Raw genomic sequence first — 15539 nt, 5'->3', positions numbered from 1 at the left:
CGCTAGGAACTGTATGGATGTCAGTAAGATAGTAATAATAAAAAAGAGTAGCAATATTTTATAACGAATAAGTTACGTTATTCCTTTTAGCTATATTGTTGTGGTGTATCTACTTGGACAATGAATGGCTATCTTGGACGATGATGTATTCTAGGTGAGGATTGTGCTCATGGTAACAGAGTATCAAGACGTGCTGGACTTCTGGTTCGGTGAAAGCGATAACGAGGTTGTGAGCCCTGAACGTAATCAATTGTGGTTTCAAGGGGGGAAAGAGACGGATGTGATGATAGCTCAGCGCTTTCAACGATTAGTCAGCCGAGCAGGGCTTGGTGAACTCAATCATTGGACGCAAGAGCCGAAGGGGACCTTGGCTTTAATTATTTTGTTGGATCAGTTTTCACGCAATATTTACCGTGGATTAAGCGCGGCATTTCGCTATGACGCTTTAGCATTGGCCTTGTGCAAACGAGGGCTGGCTCTGAATCAGGATTTGAAACTGGATCCGATTGAACGTGTATTTTTTTACCTACCGCTAGAGCATTCAGAGGCATTGGAAGATCAAGAGGAAGCCGTGTTTAATTTTGATCGCCTGCGACAGGTTGTCACCCCCTCAGACGCCAGTACATTTGAAGGTTTTTATCAATATGCCGTCAGTCACCATGATGTGATCAAGCAGTTTGGTCGATTCCCTCACCGAAATGCGGCTAATGGCCGACTGTCGACTCAGGAGGAACTGAATTGGCTTAATGGTGGAGGACAGCGCTTTGGCCAATAATGCCTGAACGGGTTATTTTGAGTAAAATACAAGCCTTCTGAGCGTGCTCGAGAAGGCTTTTATTCTTAGATTGATTAGCAACTAGTGCTAGTCGATATTACATGCGATCTAAGGTTTCAATACCCAATAGGTCAAGGCCTTGTTTGATTGTCTTCGAGGTTAGCAGTGCCAGTTTCAGACGGCTTTGCTTCACATCGTCTGCCGCATTTAGGATTGGGCACGCTTCGTAGAAGCTAGAGAAAATACCCGCTAGTTCGAACAGGTATGCACACATTAGGTGAGGCTGACCTTCACGAGCCACTGACTGCACCGCTTCTTCAAACTGAAGCAGTTTAGACAGAAGGGCTTGTTCTTTCTCATCAGTGATAACGATAGGCTGAGTAAGTTCTGCCAGTTCAACGTTAGCACGCTTGAAGATAGACGCAACACGGGTGTAAGCATACTGCATGTACGGTGCAGTGTTGCCTTCAAACGCTAGCATGTTATCCCAATCGAAGATGTAGTCAGTTGTACGGTGCTTAGAGAGATCCGAGTATTTAACCGCAGCCATCGCAACGGTTTTTGCAATGTTTGCTTTCTCAGCGGCATCCAGCTCTGGGTTTTTCTCTTCAATAAGCTTATTCGCGCGTTCTTCTGCTTCATCCAAAAGATCCGCAAGACGGACAGTACCACCTGCACGAGTCTTGAATGGACGACCGTCTTTACCTAGCATCATACCGAATGCATGGTGCTCAAGAGAAACGCTCTCAGGTACATAACCGGCTTTACGTACGATAGACCATGCCATCATCAGGTGCTGATGCTGACGTGAATCGATGAAGTAAAGTACGCGGTCAGCGTGTAGCTGCTCATAACGGTATTTCGCACAAGCAATATCTGTTGTGGTGTATAGGAAGCCACCATCACGTTTCTTGATGATAACGCCCATAGGCTCACCATCTTTATTCTTGTACTCATCAAGGTAAACAACAACAGCGCCATCACTTTCAACAGCCAGACCTTTAGCTTCAAGATCGGCAACAATGCCAGGTAGCATATCGTTGTACATTGATTCGCCCATGACGTTCTCGTCAGTAAGCGATACATTCAAACGGTCATAGTTACGCTGGTTTTGCTTAAGTGTAATTTCGACCAGCTGTTTCCACTTTTCTAGGCAGTATTCATCACCGCTTTGTAGGCGAACTACATAGTTACGTGCAGTTTTAGCAAACTCTTCGTCTTCATCATAAAGCACTTTGGATTCACGGTAGAAGCTTTCTAGATCGCTGATGTTCATTGAAACATCGCCACCTTCTTGCTCTTTACGTTCCATGTTCGCGATAAGCATACCGAACTGTGTACCCCAGTCGCCGAGGTGGTTCGCACGGATCACGTTATGGCCGAGGAACTCAAGCGTACGTACAACGGCATCACCGATGATGGTTGAACGTAGGTGACCAACGTGCATTTCTTTAGCAACGTTAGGCGCCGAGTAGTCGACAACAATGGTTTGCTGCTTATCTTTTGCAACACCTAAGTGCTCATCTTTCAGTGCAATTTCAGCTTGCTCAGCAAGCCATTTTTTGCAAAGGAAAATATTAATGAAACCCGGGCCTGCAATTTCAACTTTTTCTGCAATGCCATCGAGGTCAAGTTGCTCGATAACTTTTTGTGCGAACTCGCGAGGGTTAGTTCCCAGTCGCTTAGCGGCACCCATGATACCGTTGGCTTGGTAATCACCGAATTGGGCTTTTGCTGACTGACGAACGGCAGCAGGGCTACCTGCGGGTGCCCCAGCGGCTTCTAATGCCTGGGATACTTTGTCATTAATGAGTGCTTGAATGTTCACACGCTTATCCTTTAAATCGTTTGTTACGCCAGTGAAGTACTGGCGAGGCAACAGCGTCAGCGTATTCAAAGAGAATAACCGTCAAAAATACTCACGACCGCTGGTATATACTGATAATCCCAGAGGAGTTTTTGATAACGTGAGTATTTTTGACGGGGCCGCCTCGGAGAAAATGAGGGACATCTTGAATACGTCGGTTGCATTACCCTAATAATACCCACAACTTTAGGTCATTTGGCAAGGTATAACCGCGATACTGCGTGATTTTTTTTCATGGCCGATTGTTGATGATAAATAATGGTAAAAACAAGACGTGATAAGGACTATACCGTAGTCCCTAAGGCTGTTGTTACGATCAAAACTGTGGATAATCATGCAAGTCATCGGCCTATATACCCAAGTTATCTCTAGATACTCGTTGAAACGAGTCGCTTGGGTAGACATGAAAAATTGGAGAAAACACATGTACCCATTAAAACAGAAGGGGCTACACCCGGTTCAAATGCTTGAGCAGTTACCGACTTTTATTGCCAAGATTGAAGGGTTAGCGTCGGAGTTAGGCCTAACTCTTGCTGATTATCAAGCCGATCACATTGCATTGCGCGTTAATGACTGGGAATTAGCCGAGCAACTTCATCTGGCCTGGTTGGCGTATGGTGACGAGTGGTCAAACAATACCATTAACGGACGTCCAATTGTGGTGATTGGTTTTCATCAGCCCTTGCAGATAGGGGCATGGACAATTGAAGCGCTAGAACTGCCTTATCCGGGGGATAAACAGTACCCGCATGAGGGGTGGGAGCATGTTGAGTTTGTGATCCCGTCACAAGTAACAGAGACCGATGCACTTAAGGTTGTGTTGAATGATACCTTTCCGGCGTTGGCCATGAAATGGGATGGATTCACAGAGCAAGGCGTGAAAGTAAAAGCAAGCTGCCCGTCAGGGGACAAAGAGCGTTTGGCTAATCCAACTTATGCGTTTAAGAAAAATGGGGTATGCATCAAGCTGCATCCTTGTTCGCTAAAAGCTGTCATAGCAAGCGAAGACGTATAATCGGCTAACAGAAGTGCTTGACCTTATTTCATTTCAAGCACTTCATCTGCTCGACCCTCGACCCTCGACCCTCGACCCTCGACCCTCGACCCTCGACCCTCGACCCTCGACCCTCGACCCTCGACCCTAGAGGATCACCGTCCGGTTGCCATAGACAAAAACTTTGTCATCAATGACCAACCCTAACGCTTTGCTTAGGACCGATTTTTCAACATCACGGCCAGCTTTAGCCATATCTTCTCCACTGAAGGTGTGATCAACAGGAATGACGTTCTGGGTAATGATTGGTCCTTCATCAAGATCGTTGGTGACGAAGTGGGCGGTTGCTCCGATGATTTTTACCCCGCGTTCGAAGGCTTGCTGATAGGGTTTTGCCCCGATAAAAGCAGGCAGAAAGCTATGGTGGATATTGATGATCTTATGGGGGAATTGAGCAACAAAATTCGGTGTTAAGATCCGCATATATTTCGCTAATACCACATAATCAGGCGTGTATTGCTGTATCGTGGCTAGAAGTTGTGTTTCATGTTCTTCGCGACTAAGCCCATCATGGCTGACATGATGGAAGGGAATATCAAACTTCTCTGCTAAATTACCGAGGGTGTCATAGTTGCCGACAATCGCTGCAATATCAAGATCCAGTGATCCGTCGAAGGCCTTGATCAAAATGTCACCCAAGCAATGTGCTTCTTTGGTCACCATGATCACAACCTTTTTGCGGTCAGAACTGATCAGGCGGCGACGACTTCCTTCCGGCAGCGCGCGGTCGAGATCATTTAAAAAAGTACTGTCATTAAAGTACCCTTCCAGTTCGGTTCGCATAAAAAATTGCTTGGTTGAATGCGCCACAAATTCTTTGTTGTGAATAATATTGAACTGGTGCTTATAGCAGATGTTGGTGATTTTGCTGATCAGTCCCATTGCATCTGGGCAGTCAGTCAGCAGTGTTTTCTTTTCCATGGTGCTCTTCCTTGATCACAAAATTGTATTTCCTTACTAGTTATTTACCTCGGATTGTTGATAGCGTCAAACGCTGGCTGAGAATTAATCATGGTCGCTTGAGGGGAATATTGGCATAATGAGTCATTAACCCACTGTATAAATAACCAGATCTGATTGCGATGATAGCGAAGTTTTTTGCCGCCGGTGGCGCGTTGGACAAGGCCATTCCTGGGTTTCAGGCCCGTCAGCCACAGATTGATATGGCCAAAGCGGTTGCCGATGCCATTTTGACTCAGGCTCAGCTGGTGGTTGAGGCCGGAACAGGAACAGGAAAGACCTTTGCCTATTTGGTTCCGGCGTTGGTGAGCGGGAAGAAGACTATTATATCGACCGGCTCTAAAAACTTGCAGGAGCAGCTCTTCCATCGTGATTTACCCTTGATGACCGCTGCTTTAGGGTTTACTGGTCGCGTATCCTTGCTAAAAGGGCGATCAAATTATCTTTGCTTTGACCGTCTAAGTCGACAGATCACCGAAAGCCATGGAATTCATACCGATCCCAAATTATTGAGTCAGCTGGTTCAAGTGCGAAGCTGGTCGTCATCAACCAAGAGTGGCGACTTAGGTGAATGTGAGGCGATTGCTGAGGATAGCCCAGTGATCCCGATGGTCACGTCGACTAATGATAACTGCCTTGGCCGGGAGTGCCCTTCGTATGAAGATTGCTTTGTGGTGAAGGCTCGCCGACGTGCAATGGATGCCGATATCGTGGTCGTTAATCATCACCTGTTTCTGGCGGATCTTGCCATCAAAGAGACTGGGTTTGGTGAGTTGATCCCAGAGGCGGAAGTGTTTATTTTCGATGAAGCTCACCAAATGCCCGATATTGCCAGTCAGTATTTTGGTCAGAGTTTTACCAGCCGTCAGGTACAAGAGTTAGCTAAAGATGTGGAAATTGGCTATCGGACCGAAGCCAAGGACATGCGGCAATTACAGAAAACCGCTGATCGTTTATACCAAGCCGCGGCAGATATGCGCATTGTACTGGGTGAACCGGGGTTTCGCGGCAATTGGCGTGAAGCCAGTACCAGCCCCACAATACAGCGTGAAATGACCCGGTTGACCGATGCGCTAGACTTGACCCATGAGGTATTGAAGTTAGCGCTGGGACGTAGCCAGTTGCTCGATACGGCGTTTGAACGGGCAACGTTATTGAAAGCCCGACTAGAACGAGTGCGGGATACCTCAATCACTGGCTATTCTTATTGGTATGAGTGTACGCCACGCCATTTTAGCTTGCATATCACCCCGCTCTCGGTGGCTGATAAGTTTCAAGAGCAGATCTCTCAACAAGGAGGGGCGTGGATTTTTACTTCTGCGACCTTGGCAGTCAATGATGACTTTAGTCATTTTAGCCAGCGGTTAGGGCTAAAACCGAAGCAGCAATTTTCGCTGGAAAGCCCTTTTGACTACGCACAACAGGCATTGCTCTGTGTGCCACGTTTTCTACCCGAACCAAATAGTTTAGGGATTGCAGACCGCTTGGTTGATATGCTGGCACCGATCATTGAAACCAATAATGGCCGTTGTTTCTTCTTATGTACCTCACACCAAATGGTACGTGAATTGGCTGAAGGGTTTAGGGCTAAGCTAGCATTACCCGTATTGGTACAAGGTGAAACAACCAAGCAGAAGCTATTGGCGGAATATCTGGAACGTGGCGATGCCTTGTTGATCGCCACCGGAGCCTTCTGGGAAGGGATAGATGTTAGAGGTCAGGCCTTAAGCTGTGTTATTATCGATAAATTACCGTTTACAGCACCGGATGATCCTTTGCTGAAAGCACGAATTGAAGATTGCCGTCTGCGTGGTGGCGATCCCTTTACGCAAGTCCAGATCCCCGATGCCGTGATCACCCTTAAGCAGGGCGTTGGACGTCTGATCCGTGATAAAAAGGATAAAGGCGTATTGGTGATTTGCGACAATCGATTGGTTACGCGCCCTTATGGCGCTGTATTTTTACGAAGTCTGCCACCTATTCCACGAACACGCAGTGTGGAAGGTGTCGGGCAGTTTTTATCTTCGGTAAATGGCCACAAAGAGCCGGATATGGCCGAAGAACAGCATTCAGAGGCTTGAATGAGCACGAAAATCCTAGCAGTAGATACTGCCACTGAAAATTGTTCCGTTGCCCTGTTAATGGGGGATGACGTGATCTCACGCTGTGAATTCGCCCCGCGTGAACATACCACGAAAATTCTGCCGATGGTTGATGCCGTATTGGCTGATGGCGGAATTTGCCTGAATCAGCTTGATGCGCTTGCGTTTGGCCGTGGGCCGGGCAGTTTCACGGGTGTTCGCATTGGCGTAGGTATCGCCCAAGGTTTAGCGTTTGGTGCTGATCTACCGATGCTGGGAATATCTACACTGGCGGCAATGGCACAAGGTACTTACCGCCAACATCAGGCTGAATATGTGTTAACCGCGATCGACGCCCGTATGGATGAAGTCTATTGGGGGCAATATATCCGTCAAACAGATGGTGACTGGTTGGTGCACGATCGCGAAATAGTGATTAAACCGGCGGTACTGGCAGAGCAGGTACAGATCAGCCAAGGCCAGTGGTATACCGCGGGTACAGGTTGGGGCAGCTATGCTGATGCCTTAGCCAAATTGCCAGTAGAGTTAATCCATGGCTCTGTCCTTTATCCGGATTCAGCCGATATGGTACATTTAGCCAAATACGCGTTGGCGCGTGGAGAAGCTGTCGCTGCAGAAGATGCGACTCCGATTTATCTACGTGATACGGTAACTTGGAAGAAATTACCAGGACGCGAGTAAAAATCATCGCGAGCTGATGAAGTCGTGAACAAGCATTATTGGCCTTATGCCGTAGATTAAATACGGCATAATTACTGTCTCAGGGAGTTCCACATGGTCTCTATTCAGCGCCTTCCCGTTACCCTTTCTCATCCCCAATCTAAGCCCCAGCCGAATAAATCGGGGACCGCCGAGATCGCACAGCCTAGCGTTGTTGCGAAAGCCGTTGCTCAGTCAGTGCGTGATCCTGACGTGATCCAACACGCTCATGCTCGGATTCAATATGATCAACCGGAAGGTAAGCATCGAGAGGCGTTAGAGTCCTATATGGGGGTTATGCATCAACAGCGGCGTGATGAGTTATCAGCCTTAGTCGGGGTTGATCTCTATGTGTAGGCGAGAGGGGTTAAGCTGTATTTAAGGGAATGAGTTGTGTGGTTATTCACCATTTACATCAGCGTTACTGATGTTTAGCAAGCAATTTGTTGGGTTGCTTGTGCTGATTATGGTAGGCTGCGCCGCTATGCTTAGGTGTGCTACTTACCGGGATCTTATGTACTGAAGGATTAAGATACCGATGTATGAGATGGAATTTCAGTTGGCAAGCTCGCGATTGGCGAGCTTGTGTTCGTTTTTGAGTCATCAATCATCTGACGGGGCACGAGTATCAGTCCCCTCAGATAAACCCGTATTGTTGATGTTGCATGGCTGGCAAGATAATGCCGCCAGTTTTACGTCTTTATTTGATACGCTTGCTATTCACTATCACGTGATTGCTATTGATTGGCCCGGTCATGGTTTATCTGCGCCAAGGGCGGCAGATAATTACTATCATTTTGTTGATTATGTAGATGATTTGGCTCAAATTATTGATTTTCTCGCATTGCCACAGGTCTCGATTTTAGGTCATTCATTAGGGGCATTAGTCGCCGTGTGTTATACCGCCGCTTTTGCTGAACGGGTGCAGTCGTTAGTCCTGATAGAAGGCCTTGCACCGCTAGCTGAGCCTGCAGCCAATGCGCCACTTCGGCTTAGGCAAGGGATCATTGGTCGACAGCGATATCGGCAACATCAGTATCAGCGTCAAACTCGTTCTATGGCGTCATTTCGGCAGGCGCTTGAGATACGCTGTTCAGTGAATGGTCTTAGTACTGCCCAACTTCGTCCGTTAGTTGAACGTGGTGTTTATCAGCAAGGGGAACGGTGGTATTGGCGCCATGATCATCGTTTACGTTGTGAGTCACTATACCGAATGGCCTTAGAGCATTCAGTTGCGATGCGCTCAGCGATTTCGTGCCCGGTATTATCAATCGTGGGTCGTAATGGCTATCCAAGCTTAAAATTGGCCCCGTTAGAGCGTGCACAGTGGCAGAATATCATCCAGCTTGAGGTTGATGGTGGTCATCACTGTCATATTGATAGTCCTCTGGTTGTGGCAGAGCAGATAATGTTGTTCAGCTCAAAAATTAAAATACTGGGTGAGTAACCCTATGTTAGTCATATGTTAATTGTGCTGTAATGTCGGGATGAATAGCTGTTGAATTCCCCGAGCAGTGCAGTATTGGCACCATGCCAGATTGAATAAGGAGAGTGCAAAGTGGATAAGGTTTGGCTTAACCGCTATCCGGAAGATGTACCGGCAGAAATTAACCCGGATCAGTATCCGTCATTGGTGGAAATGTTTGAGCAGTCAGTCCATAAATATGCGGATCAGACAGCTTTTATTAACATGGGACAGGTCATGACCTTCCGTAAGTTGGAAGAGCGCAGCCGTGCTTTTGCCGCTTACTTACAAAATGAACTTAACTTGCAAAAAGGTGACCGAGTAGCGGTCATGATGCCCAATCTGCTGCAATACCCCATTGCACTATTTGGCATTCTTCGTGCAGGTTGTGTCGTAGTGAATGTCAATCCACTTTATACTCCACGTGAGCTTGAGCATCAGCTAAATGATGCTGGGGCTAAAGCCATTGTTATTGTTTCTAATTTTGCTCATACCCTAGAGAGCATCGTTAAGAATACTTGTGTGCAGCATGTCGTGCTGACCAGCTTGGGTGATCAGCTATCACGTCCAAAAGGTACTTTGGTTAACTTCGTGGTGAAATACATCAAGAAGATGGTGCCGAAGTATCACTTACCGCATGCTACTTCAATGCGTATGGCCTTGCGCAAAGGGCGTCGCATGCAGTATGTGAAACCGTTTATGTCAGGCAGTGATACTGCTTTCTTGCAGTATACAGGGGGAACAACAGGGGTAGCAAAGGGCGCAATGCTTAGTCACCGTAACATGTTGGCTAACGTCATGCAGGCGAAAGCCGCTTATGGTCCAGTATTAACTGACGCTCGTGAATTGATCGTGACCGCGTTGCCGCTGTATCACGTGTTTGCTCTAACCGTGAACTGTTTACTGTTTATTGAGATGGGTGGCCGCAACTTGTTGATCACCAACCCTCGTGATATTCCGACGTTCATTAAGGAGCTTCAGCGCTATCCATTTACCGCTATTACAGGGGTAAATACGCTGTTTAATGCCTTAGTTAATAATAGCGATTTCAACAAGATTGACTTTAGCAATCTGCACTTATCCGTCGGCGGTGGTATGGCGGTACAGCGTGCTGTGGCTGACAAGTGGAAAACCATAACAGGTAACTACTTACTCGAAGGCTATGGTCTGACAGAGTGCTCACCATTAGTGGCTGCTTATCCATACGATTTGGTTGACTATAATGGTTCTATCGGCCTGCCTGTCCCGTCAACGGAAGTGCGTATGGTCGATGATGACGGTAACGTTGTCCCGAATGATCAAGTCGGTGAGTTGCAAGTCCGTGGTCCACAAGTTATGCAAGGGTACTGGCAGCGACCGGATGATACTAAAGATGTATTGAGTGATGACGGTTGGCTATCGACTGGCGATATCGTCCGTTTTGATGATGAAGGCTTCTTACACATTGTTGATCGTAAAAAAGACATGATTTTGGTGTCCGGTTTCAATGTTTATCCGAACGAGATTGAAGACGTCGTAGCATTGCACGGTAAAGTTTTGGAAGTCGCCGCGATCGGTGAACCCCATGAAGTATCGGGTGAAATTGTTAAGGTGTGCGTAGTCAAGCGTGATGACAGCCTGACTCGAGATGAGCTTTTGATCCATTGTCGAGAGCATTTGACCGGTTACAAGATACCGAAAATTGTTGAGTTTCGCGATGAGCTGCCGAAGACCAATGTGGGTAAGATCCTACGCCGAGCATTGCGGGAAGAGTCGAGTAAACAGACTCAGGACGTGTAAGCGACTCTCATAAGAGAATATAATCCAATGCCGGCATCAAGCCGGCATTTTGTTGGTGGATGATAGTGAAATTTGAAATTATAACCAGTACAGAGCGTCTGGAAACAATATGCCTGCAGGCTCGTAACCAAAAAACGGTGATGCTGGATACAGAATTTGTACGCACACGTACTTTGCATCCCAAGTTGGGTTTGATCCAACTCTTTGATGGCGAATCTCTAGCCCTTATTGATCCTGTTGCGATTGAAAACCTCGCGCCCCTCTGGGAGTTGCTGCGTGATCAGTCTGTCGTTAAAGTGCTGCATGCCTGTGGTGAAGATCTGGAGGTGTTTCAGCACTATGCGGGGTGCCTGCCTGTACCCATGATTGATACACAGGTTATGGCGGCATTTCTTGGCTACGGTGTCTCCGCAGGTTTTGGCACCTTGGTGAAAGATTTCCTTGGCATAGAGCTGGATAAAGGCGAAGCGCGCACCAATTGGCTAGCTCGTCCGTTAACTGAGCGTCAGCTTGATTATGCTGCTGCTGATGTTTTTTACTTAATGCCGCTATACCAGAAACTGTTGCCATTGGTTGCTGAAAAAGGTTGGCAAGATGCGCTGGAACAAGAGTGTTCCAACTTGATGTTAAAGCGGATTAAAACCATTGATCCAGATAGAGTCTACCTTGATATCAAGAATGCCTGGCAGCTTAATCCCAAGCAGTTAGCTGTACTGCAACAGGTGGCTAAGTGGCGACTACTAGAAGCCCGTAAGCGAGACTTAGCTCTGAACTTTGTGGTGAAGGAGCTACACCTTTGGAAGCTGGCTAACTACGGAATTAAGTCAAAGGCGGTGATGGCGAAAGAAGGCTTTGATAACATGGAAATTCAGCGCCATGGTAATCGGTTACTTAAGCTAGTTTATGATGTCGAAGATATGTCACCTCAACAGTACCCGGCTAAGATTGTTCGTCTGGTTGATCTGCCTGGATACAAACAGCTGGTTAAAAAGATCAAAGATGTGGTGACAGAGGTTGAAGCTCAGACAGGGTTGATGCCAGAATTTCTAGCGTCGAAAAAGCAGGTGAATCAGTTGATCTCTTGGGCTTGGAAGAAAGAGCGACCGCAGGATGCGCTGCCAGATATGCTTAAATCGTGGCGTAAGCCTTTGTTTGAGGATAAAGTGCTACCGTTACTGGAGCGCTAAGTCCTGTAACATGGGTATCGTATAAAAAGAAGCCCCATCGTAGTGATGAGGCTTTTTACTATCTCAAACGTTGTGATGAATTTTAGAGGCAAACTATCAATCACACGATCTAAACTCTTACAACCGATCTTCGTCAGGTAAAGTAACGTTGAGTTCAAGAACAGATAGGTCTTCTTCTTTTTGATCCAGGTTAACCGTGACTTGATCTGGGCTAATCGCGACATATTTGCGGATCACTTCCAGAATATCCTCTTTGAGCTGTGGGAGATAGCTAGGTGCTCCCTGACCCGCAGAGCGGCGTTCTGCAACAATAATTTGAAGTCGCTCTTTGGCAACACTGGCTGTCGTTGTTTTCTTAGGACGGAAGAACTCTAACAATGCCATGATGTTTTATCCTCCGAATAGACGTTTAAGGAAACCTTTCTTCTCTTCTTCAAGGAAGCGGAATGGACGATCTTCACCCAGTAAGCGAGCAACCGTGTCTTCATAAGCTAAACCTGCATCTGAGCCCGTGTCAAAAATAACAGGTTCGCCTTTATTCGAGGCATTGAGTACGGCTTGGCTTTCTGGGATTACGCCAAGAAGAGGGATATGGAGGATTTCTTCCACATCACCTACGCTCAGCATTTCGCCTAGAGTAACACGTGCAGGGTTGTAGCGGGTTAATAATAGATGGGTTTTAACCGGTGAGTCAGCTTGTTCAGCACGGCGTGACTTAGAATCCAGAATGCCAAGAATACGATCAGAATCACGAACGGATGAGACTTCAGGGTTGGTGGTGACAATGGCTTCATCGGCGAAATAGAGTGCCATCAGTGCACCCGTTTCTATACCTGCAGGTGAATCGCAGATAATAAACTCGAAACCCATCTCGTTCATATCATTGAGGACGCGTTCAACCCCTTCTTTACTCAAGGCATCTTTATCTCGAGTTTGTGAGGCAGGAAGCACAAACAAGTTATCGACGCGCTTATCTTTGATTAGGGCTTGATTCAGATTCGCTTCGCCGTTGATGACATTAACAAAATCATAAACAACTCGGCGTTCACAGCCCATAATCAAGTCAAGGTTACGTAGACCGATATCAAAATCAATCACCGCAGTTTTTTTTCCGCACAGGGCAAGACCCGAGGCAATCGCGGCGCTTGAAGTCGTTTTACCCACGCCTCCCTTGCCAGAGGTCACAACGATAATACGTGCCATCTTTTAATTCCTTATTAAACGTTACAGAGCCAAGTGCTCTATGTTCAAATTATTTTCAGCGAGAGATACCACGACACTCTTTTTCAAAAACTCATGTTGTATTTTATCGCTTAACCAATAGTTTCCAGCTATCGAGAGTAGTTCCGGTTGCAGATTCTGGCAAAAAATCTTTGCTTCTATTTGACCGCTGGCCCCTGCAATGGCTCGACCTCGGAGTGTTCCATAAATGTGAATACATCCGTCTGCAATAATTTCAGCACCGGCACTGACATGGTTCATGATGATCAGATCACAATTTTTTGCATAAATTTGCTGGCCTGATCGGACCGGATTACGGATGATACGAGTCGGTTCCATGCTTGGCTCAACGGCTTTAGCTTGCCGAGCGGCATTCATGATAGCGAAGCCTGCATCCTTTGCGTTTTGCTGAAGTACGCTTGATTTGCATCCGCTGATCCCAACCGGGATCATTCCGGCATCACTTACGCTGTTTTTAAGCAAGGTGAAGTCAATGTTGTCACCTGCTTGGCTCACATCGATAACGACAGGAGCGGCAGCAAAGAAATGGGGCGCTTGGTCAACCTTTTGTTTTAGGAAGTCAGCGGCTTTTGGGATGTCACCGTCCACAAGGTGGAGGGCAGAGAGGGTAAAAGAGCCTCCCTTGAGTTCTGCAGATTTTGTCATGGGCATTGACTGACTGTCGCTAAATTAGCCGTTCAGGTACGTTATCTCTAGGGTATAAGCATGTTATATTCCAAACGGTATATCAGCAAGCTATCCTTGCTCTAGCGTTGGAAATTCAGACAAGCCTCTCATCTGTTGGGCGATTGAATCCCCGAATAGAGGAATCAACGGTAAATCTTGTGGTCTGAGTTAAGAATAAATAAATGAATAGGTTAATGACAAATGTTGTGTGCAATTTACAAAAGTACTAAAAAAGACAGTACATATCTTTATATCAATAAGAAAGATGACTTTTCAGCCGTACCTGAAGCATTGCTGACAACATTTGGTAAACCACAGTTTGTCATGATACTAAAGCTACAAAATGAGCGTAAGTTGGCACAGGCGGATATTGAGACAGTAAAACAGGCGTTGAGTGATAAAGGGTATTATTTACAAATCCCGCCACCTGTAACGAATTTACTGGAACAATACAAGGCAGATAAAGCGACACAAACCCAAAGGTAAATTATGTATAAGCGATTGGTATCGGTCTTAGTGGCCTTAGGATTAGGAGCGTCTTCTGCTGTGATAGCGGCAGATGTAGGGTTTGACCAGTATGTCGACGGGCTAAAAGTTGAGGCTCGGGAAAAAGGAATTTCAGAGTCGATTATCCACTCTGCTTTTGATGGAATCACGTTTACAGAGCACGCAGTAACGGCGGATAAGAATCAGCCAGAGCGAAAGCTAACCTTAGATGAATATATTCCTCGAGCGGTACCGAACTGGAAAGTTAAGCAAGCTAAGCAACTTTATCAAAAGCATAAAGTTGAATTGGAAAAAATTGGTCAACAATATGGCGTACAGCCTCGTTATATTGTTGCGCTTTGGGGCGTAGAAAGTAATTTTGGTCGGTTAATGGGAAATTACAATGTGATTGAGGCGCTCACGACCATGGCTTATGAAGGGCGTCGCGAGGCTTTTTTCCGAGATCAAGTTATGGCTGCATTAGAAATATTGGATGCAGGACATATTGCACCAGCAGATATGAAAGGCTCTTGGGCGGGGGCGATGGGGCAGCCTCAGTTTATGCCATCCTCGTTTTTATCTTATGCAGTTGATGGAAATAACGATGGTAAGATAGACATCTGGCAGACAGACGTGGATGTTTTTGCTTCTGCCGCCAACTATCTCAATAAGGCGGGTTGGGATGATGAATATACCTGGGGGCGACAAGTTTCCGTACCCGAAGGATTGAGTGATGAGTTAATGGGGACCGATTCAGACAAAGCGCGTTCACTTGACCAATGGCAGAAGTTAGGTGTTCGTCGTCTAAATGGCAGTGCCTTACCCGATGTTGATATTGATGCATGGCTTATTCAACCAGACGATAATCATGGTCGAGCATATTTAATTTATGGCAATTATCAGTCATTGTTAAAGTGGAATCGTTCACATTATTTTGCTTTGGCAGTAAGCCATTTAGCTGACAAAATACGTTAAGTGCAATCGTCTCATTTTTGTATTGATGACCGAAAAGCCAGACCTCAATGTCTGGCTTTTTAATGCCTGACAGTTGATAAAGAATGTTGTTCGTTTGGTTTGTCAGGCAATAATAATTATAAAATTAAACCAGTGATATCGTTTTGAGGAATTTTGCTAGTTGAATTGAACCGTTGTAATGGCGGCCGTTACTCGGAAATACAATTAAAGTAAAAGTCATTACTTATCATTGAGTTAGTGTTTTAATGGGAGTTTTCCGGAAATAAAAAACCCGGCATCATA

At 46.2% G+C, this 15539-nt stretch carries 15 protein-coding genes; 10 read left to right on the top strand and 5 right to left on the bottom strand.

The window, feature by feature from the left end:
* Positions 1-169 precede the first annotated feature (169 nt).
* Positions 170-775, top strand: a complete 606-nt coding sequence (locus tag L4D12_RS05500) for a DUF924 family protein (protein ID WP_428446821.1) — start codon at positions 170-172, stop codon at positions 773-775.
* Positions 776-872: 97 nt separating this feature from the next.
* Here L4D12_RS05500 and argS read toward each other — a convergent pair whose 3' ends face one another.
* Complete coding sequence (gene argS, locus L4D12_RS05495; protein ID WP_428446820.1) at positions 873-2603, bottom strand: arginine--tRNA ligase; 1731 nt, start codon at positions 2601-2603, stop codon at positions 873-875.
* Positions 2604-3066: 463 nt separating this feature from the next.
* Between argS and L4D12_RS05490 the strand changes: the two genes are divergently transcribed.
* A complete protein-coding gene (locus L4D12_RS05490) occupies positions 3067-3657 on the top strand; it encodes a VOC family protein (protein WP_428446819.1) in 591 nt (196 codons plus the stop codon).
* A 126-nt stretch (positions 3658-3783) separates the two neighbouring features.
* On the opposite strand, the gene purU is transcribed toward L4D12_RS05490, so the two are convergent.
* Positions 3784-4617: a formyltetrahydrofolate deformylase gene (purU, locus tag L4D12_RS05485; protein ID WP_428446818.1), complete on the bottom strand. Its 834-nt coding sequence runs from the start codon at positions 4615-4617 to the stop codon at positions 3784-3786.
* 161 nt (positions 4618-4778) lie between these two features.
* On the opposite strand from purU, the gene yoaA reads away from it, so the two are divergent.
* The 6 genes from yoaA (at position 4779) to rnd (ending at position 11888) form a co-directional block, all read left to right on the top strand.
* Positions 4779-6737 (top strand): DNA repair helicase YoaA, encoded by a 1959-nt coding sequence (gene yoaA, locus L4D12_RS05480; RefSeq protein ID WP_428446817.1) that lies wholly within the window; start codon positions 4779-4781, stop codon positions 6735-6737.
* Positions 6738-7439, top strand: a complete 702-nt coding sequence (gene tsaB, locus L4D12_RS05475) for a tRNA (adenosine(37)-N6)-threonylcarbamoyltransferase complex dimerization subunit type 1 TsaB (protein WP_428446816.1) — start codon at positions 6738-6740, stop codon at positions 7437-7439.
* Between the two features lie 93 nt (positions 7440-7532).
* Positions 7533-7814, top strand: coding sequence for a hypothetical protein (locus L4D12_RS05470; protein ID WP_428446815.1), 282 nt, complete (start codon positions 7533-7535; stop codon positions 7812-7814).
* A 181-nt stretch (positions 7815-7995) separates the two neighbouring features.
* A complete protein-coding gene (locus L4D12_RS05465) occupies positions 7996-8904 on the top strand; it encodes an alpha/beta hydrolase (RefSeq protein WP_428446814.1) in 909 nt (302 codons plus the stop codon).
* Positions 8905-9015: 111 nt separating this feature from the next.
* Positions 9016-10701, top strand: coding sequence for a long-chain-fatty-acid--CoA ligase FadD (fadD, locus tag L4D12_RS05460; RefSeq protein ID WP_428446813.1), 1686 nt, complete (start codon positions 9016-9018; stop codon positions 10699-10701).
* A 65-nt stretch (positions 10702-10766) separates the two neighbouring features.
* Positions 10767-11888 (top strand): ribonuclease D, encoded by a 1122-nt coding sequence (gene rnd / locus L4D12_RS05455; protein ID WP_428446812.1) that lies wholly within the window; start codon positions 10767-10769, stop codon positions 11886-11888.
* A 117-nt stretch (positions 11889-12005) separates the two neighbouring features.
* Here rnd and minE read toward each other — a convergent pair whose 3' ends face one another.
* From minE to minC, 3 genes are read right to left on the bottom strand one after another with little or no spacing between them, the layout of a single operon-like run.
* Positions 12006-12272, bottom strand: a complete 267-nt coding sequence (gene minE / locus L4D12_RS05450; RefSeq protein ID WP_428446811.1) for a cell division topological specificity factor MinE — start codon at positions 12270-12272, stop codon at positions 12006-12008.
* 6 nt (positions 12273-12278) lie between these two features.
* Complete coding sequence (gene minD, locus L4D12_RS05445) at positions 12279-13091, bottom strand: septum site-determining protein MinD (protein ID WP_428446810.1); 813 nt, start codon at positions 13089-13091, stop codon at positions 12279-12281.
* Positions 13092-13112: 21 nt separating this feature from the next.
* Entirely contained in the window at positions 13113-13775 is a 663-nt protein-coding gene (minC, locus tag L4D12_RS05440) for a septum site-determining protein MinC (RefSeq protein ID WP_428446809.1), read from the bottom strand.
* 222 nt (positions 13776-13997) lie between these two features.
* On the opposite strand from minC, the gene L4D12_RS05435 reads away from it, so the two are divergent.
* Positions 13998-14282: a YcgL domain-containing protein gene (locus L4D12_RS05435; protein ID WP_428446808.1), complete on the top strand. Its 285-nt coding sequence runs from the start codon at positions 13998-14000 to the stop codon at positions 14280-14282.
* A 3-nt stretch (positions 14283-14285) separates the two neighbouring features.
* Positions 14286-15257, top strand: coding sequence for a lytic murein transglycosylase (locus tag L4D12_RS05430; RefSeq protein WP_428446807.1), 972 nt, complete (start codon positions 14286-14288; stop codon positions 15255-15257).
* The last annotated feature ends 282 nt before the right edge of the window (positions 15258-15539 follow it).

This window comes from Photobacterium nomapromontoriensis (assembly GCF_050336815.1).
GTDB classification, from domain to species: domain Bacteria; phylum Pseudomonadota; class Gammaproteobacteria; order Enterobacterales; family Vibrionaceae; genus Photobacterium; species Photobacterium nomapromontoriensis.
This window is presented reverse-complemented; position numbering and strand designations above follow the sequence as displayed.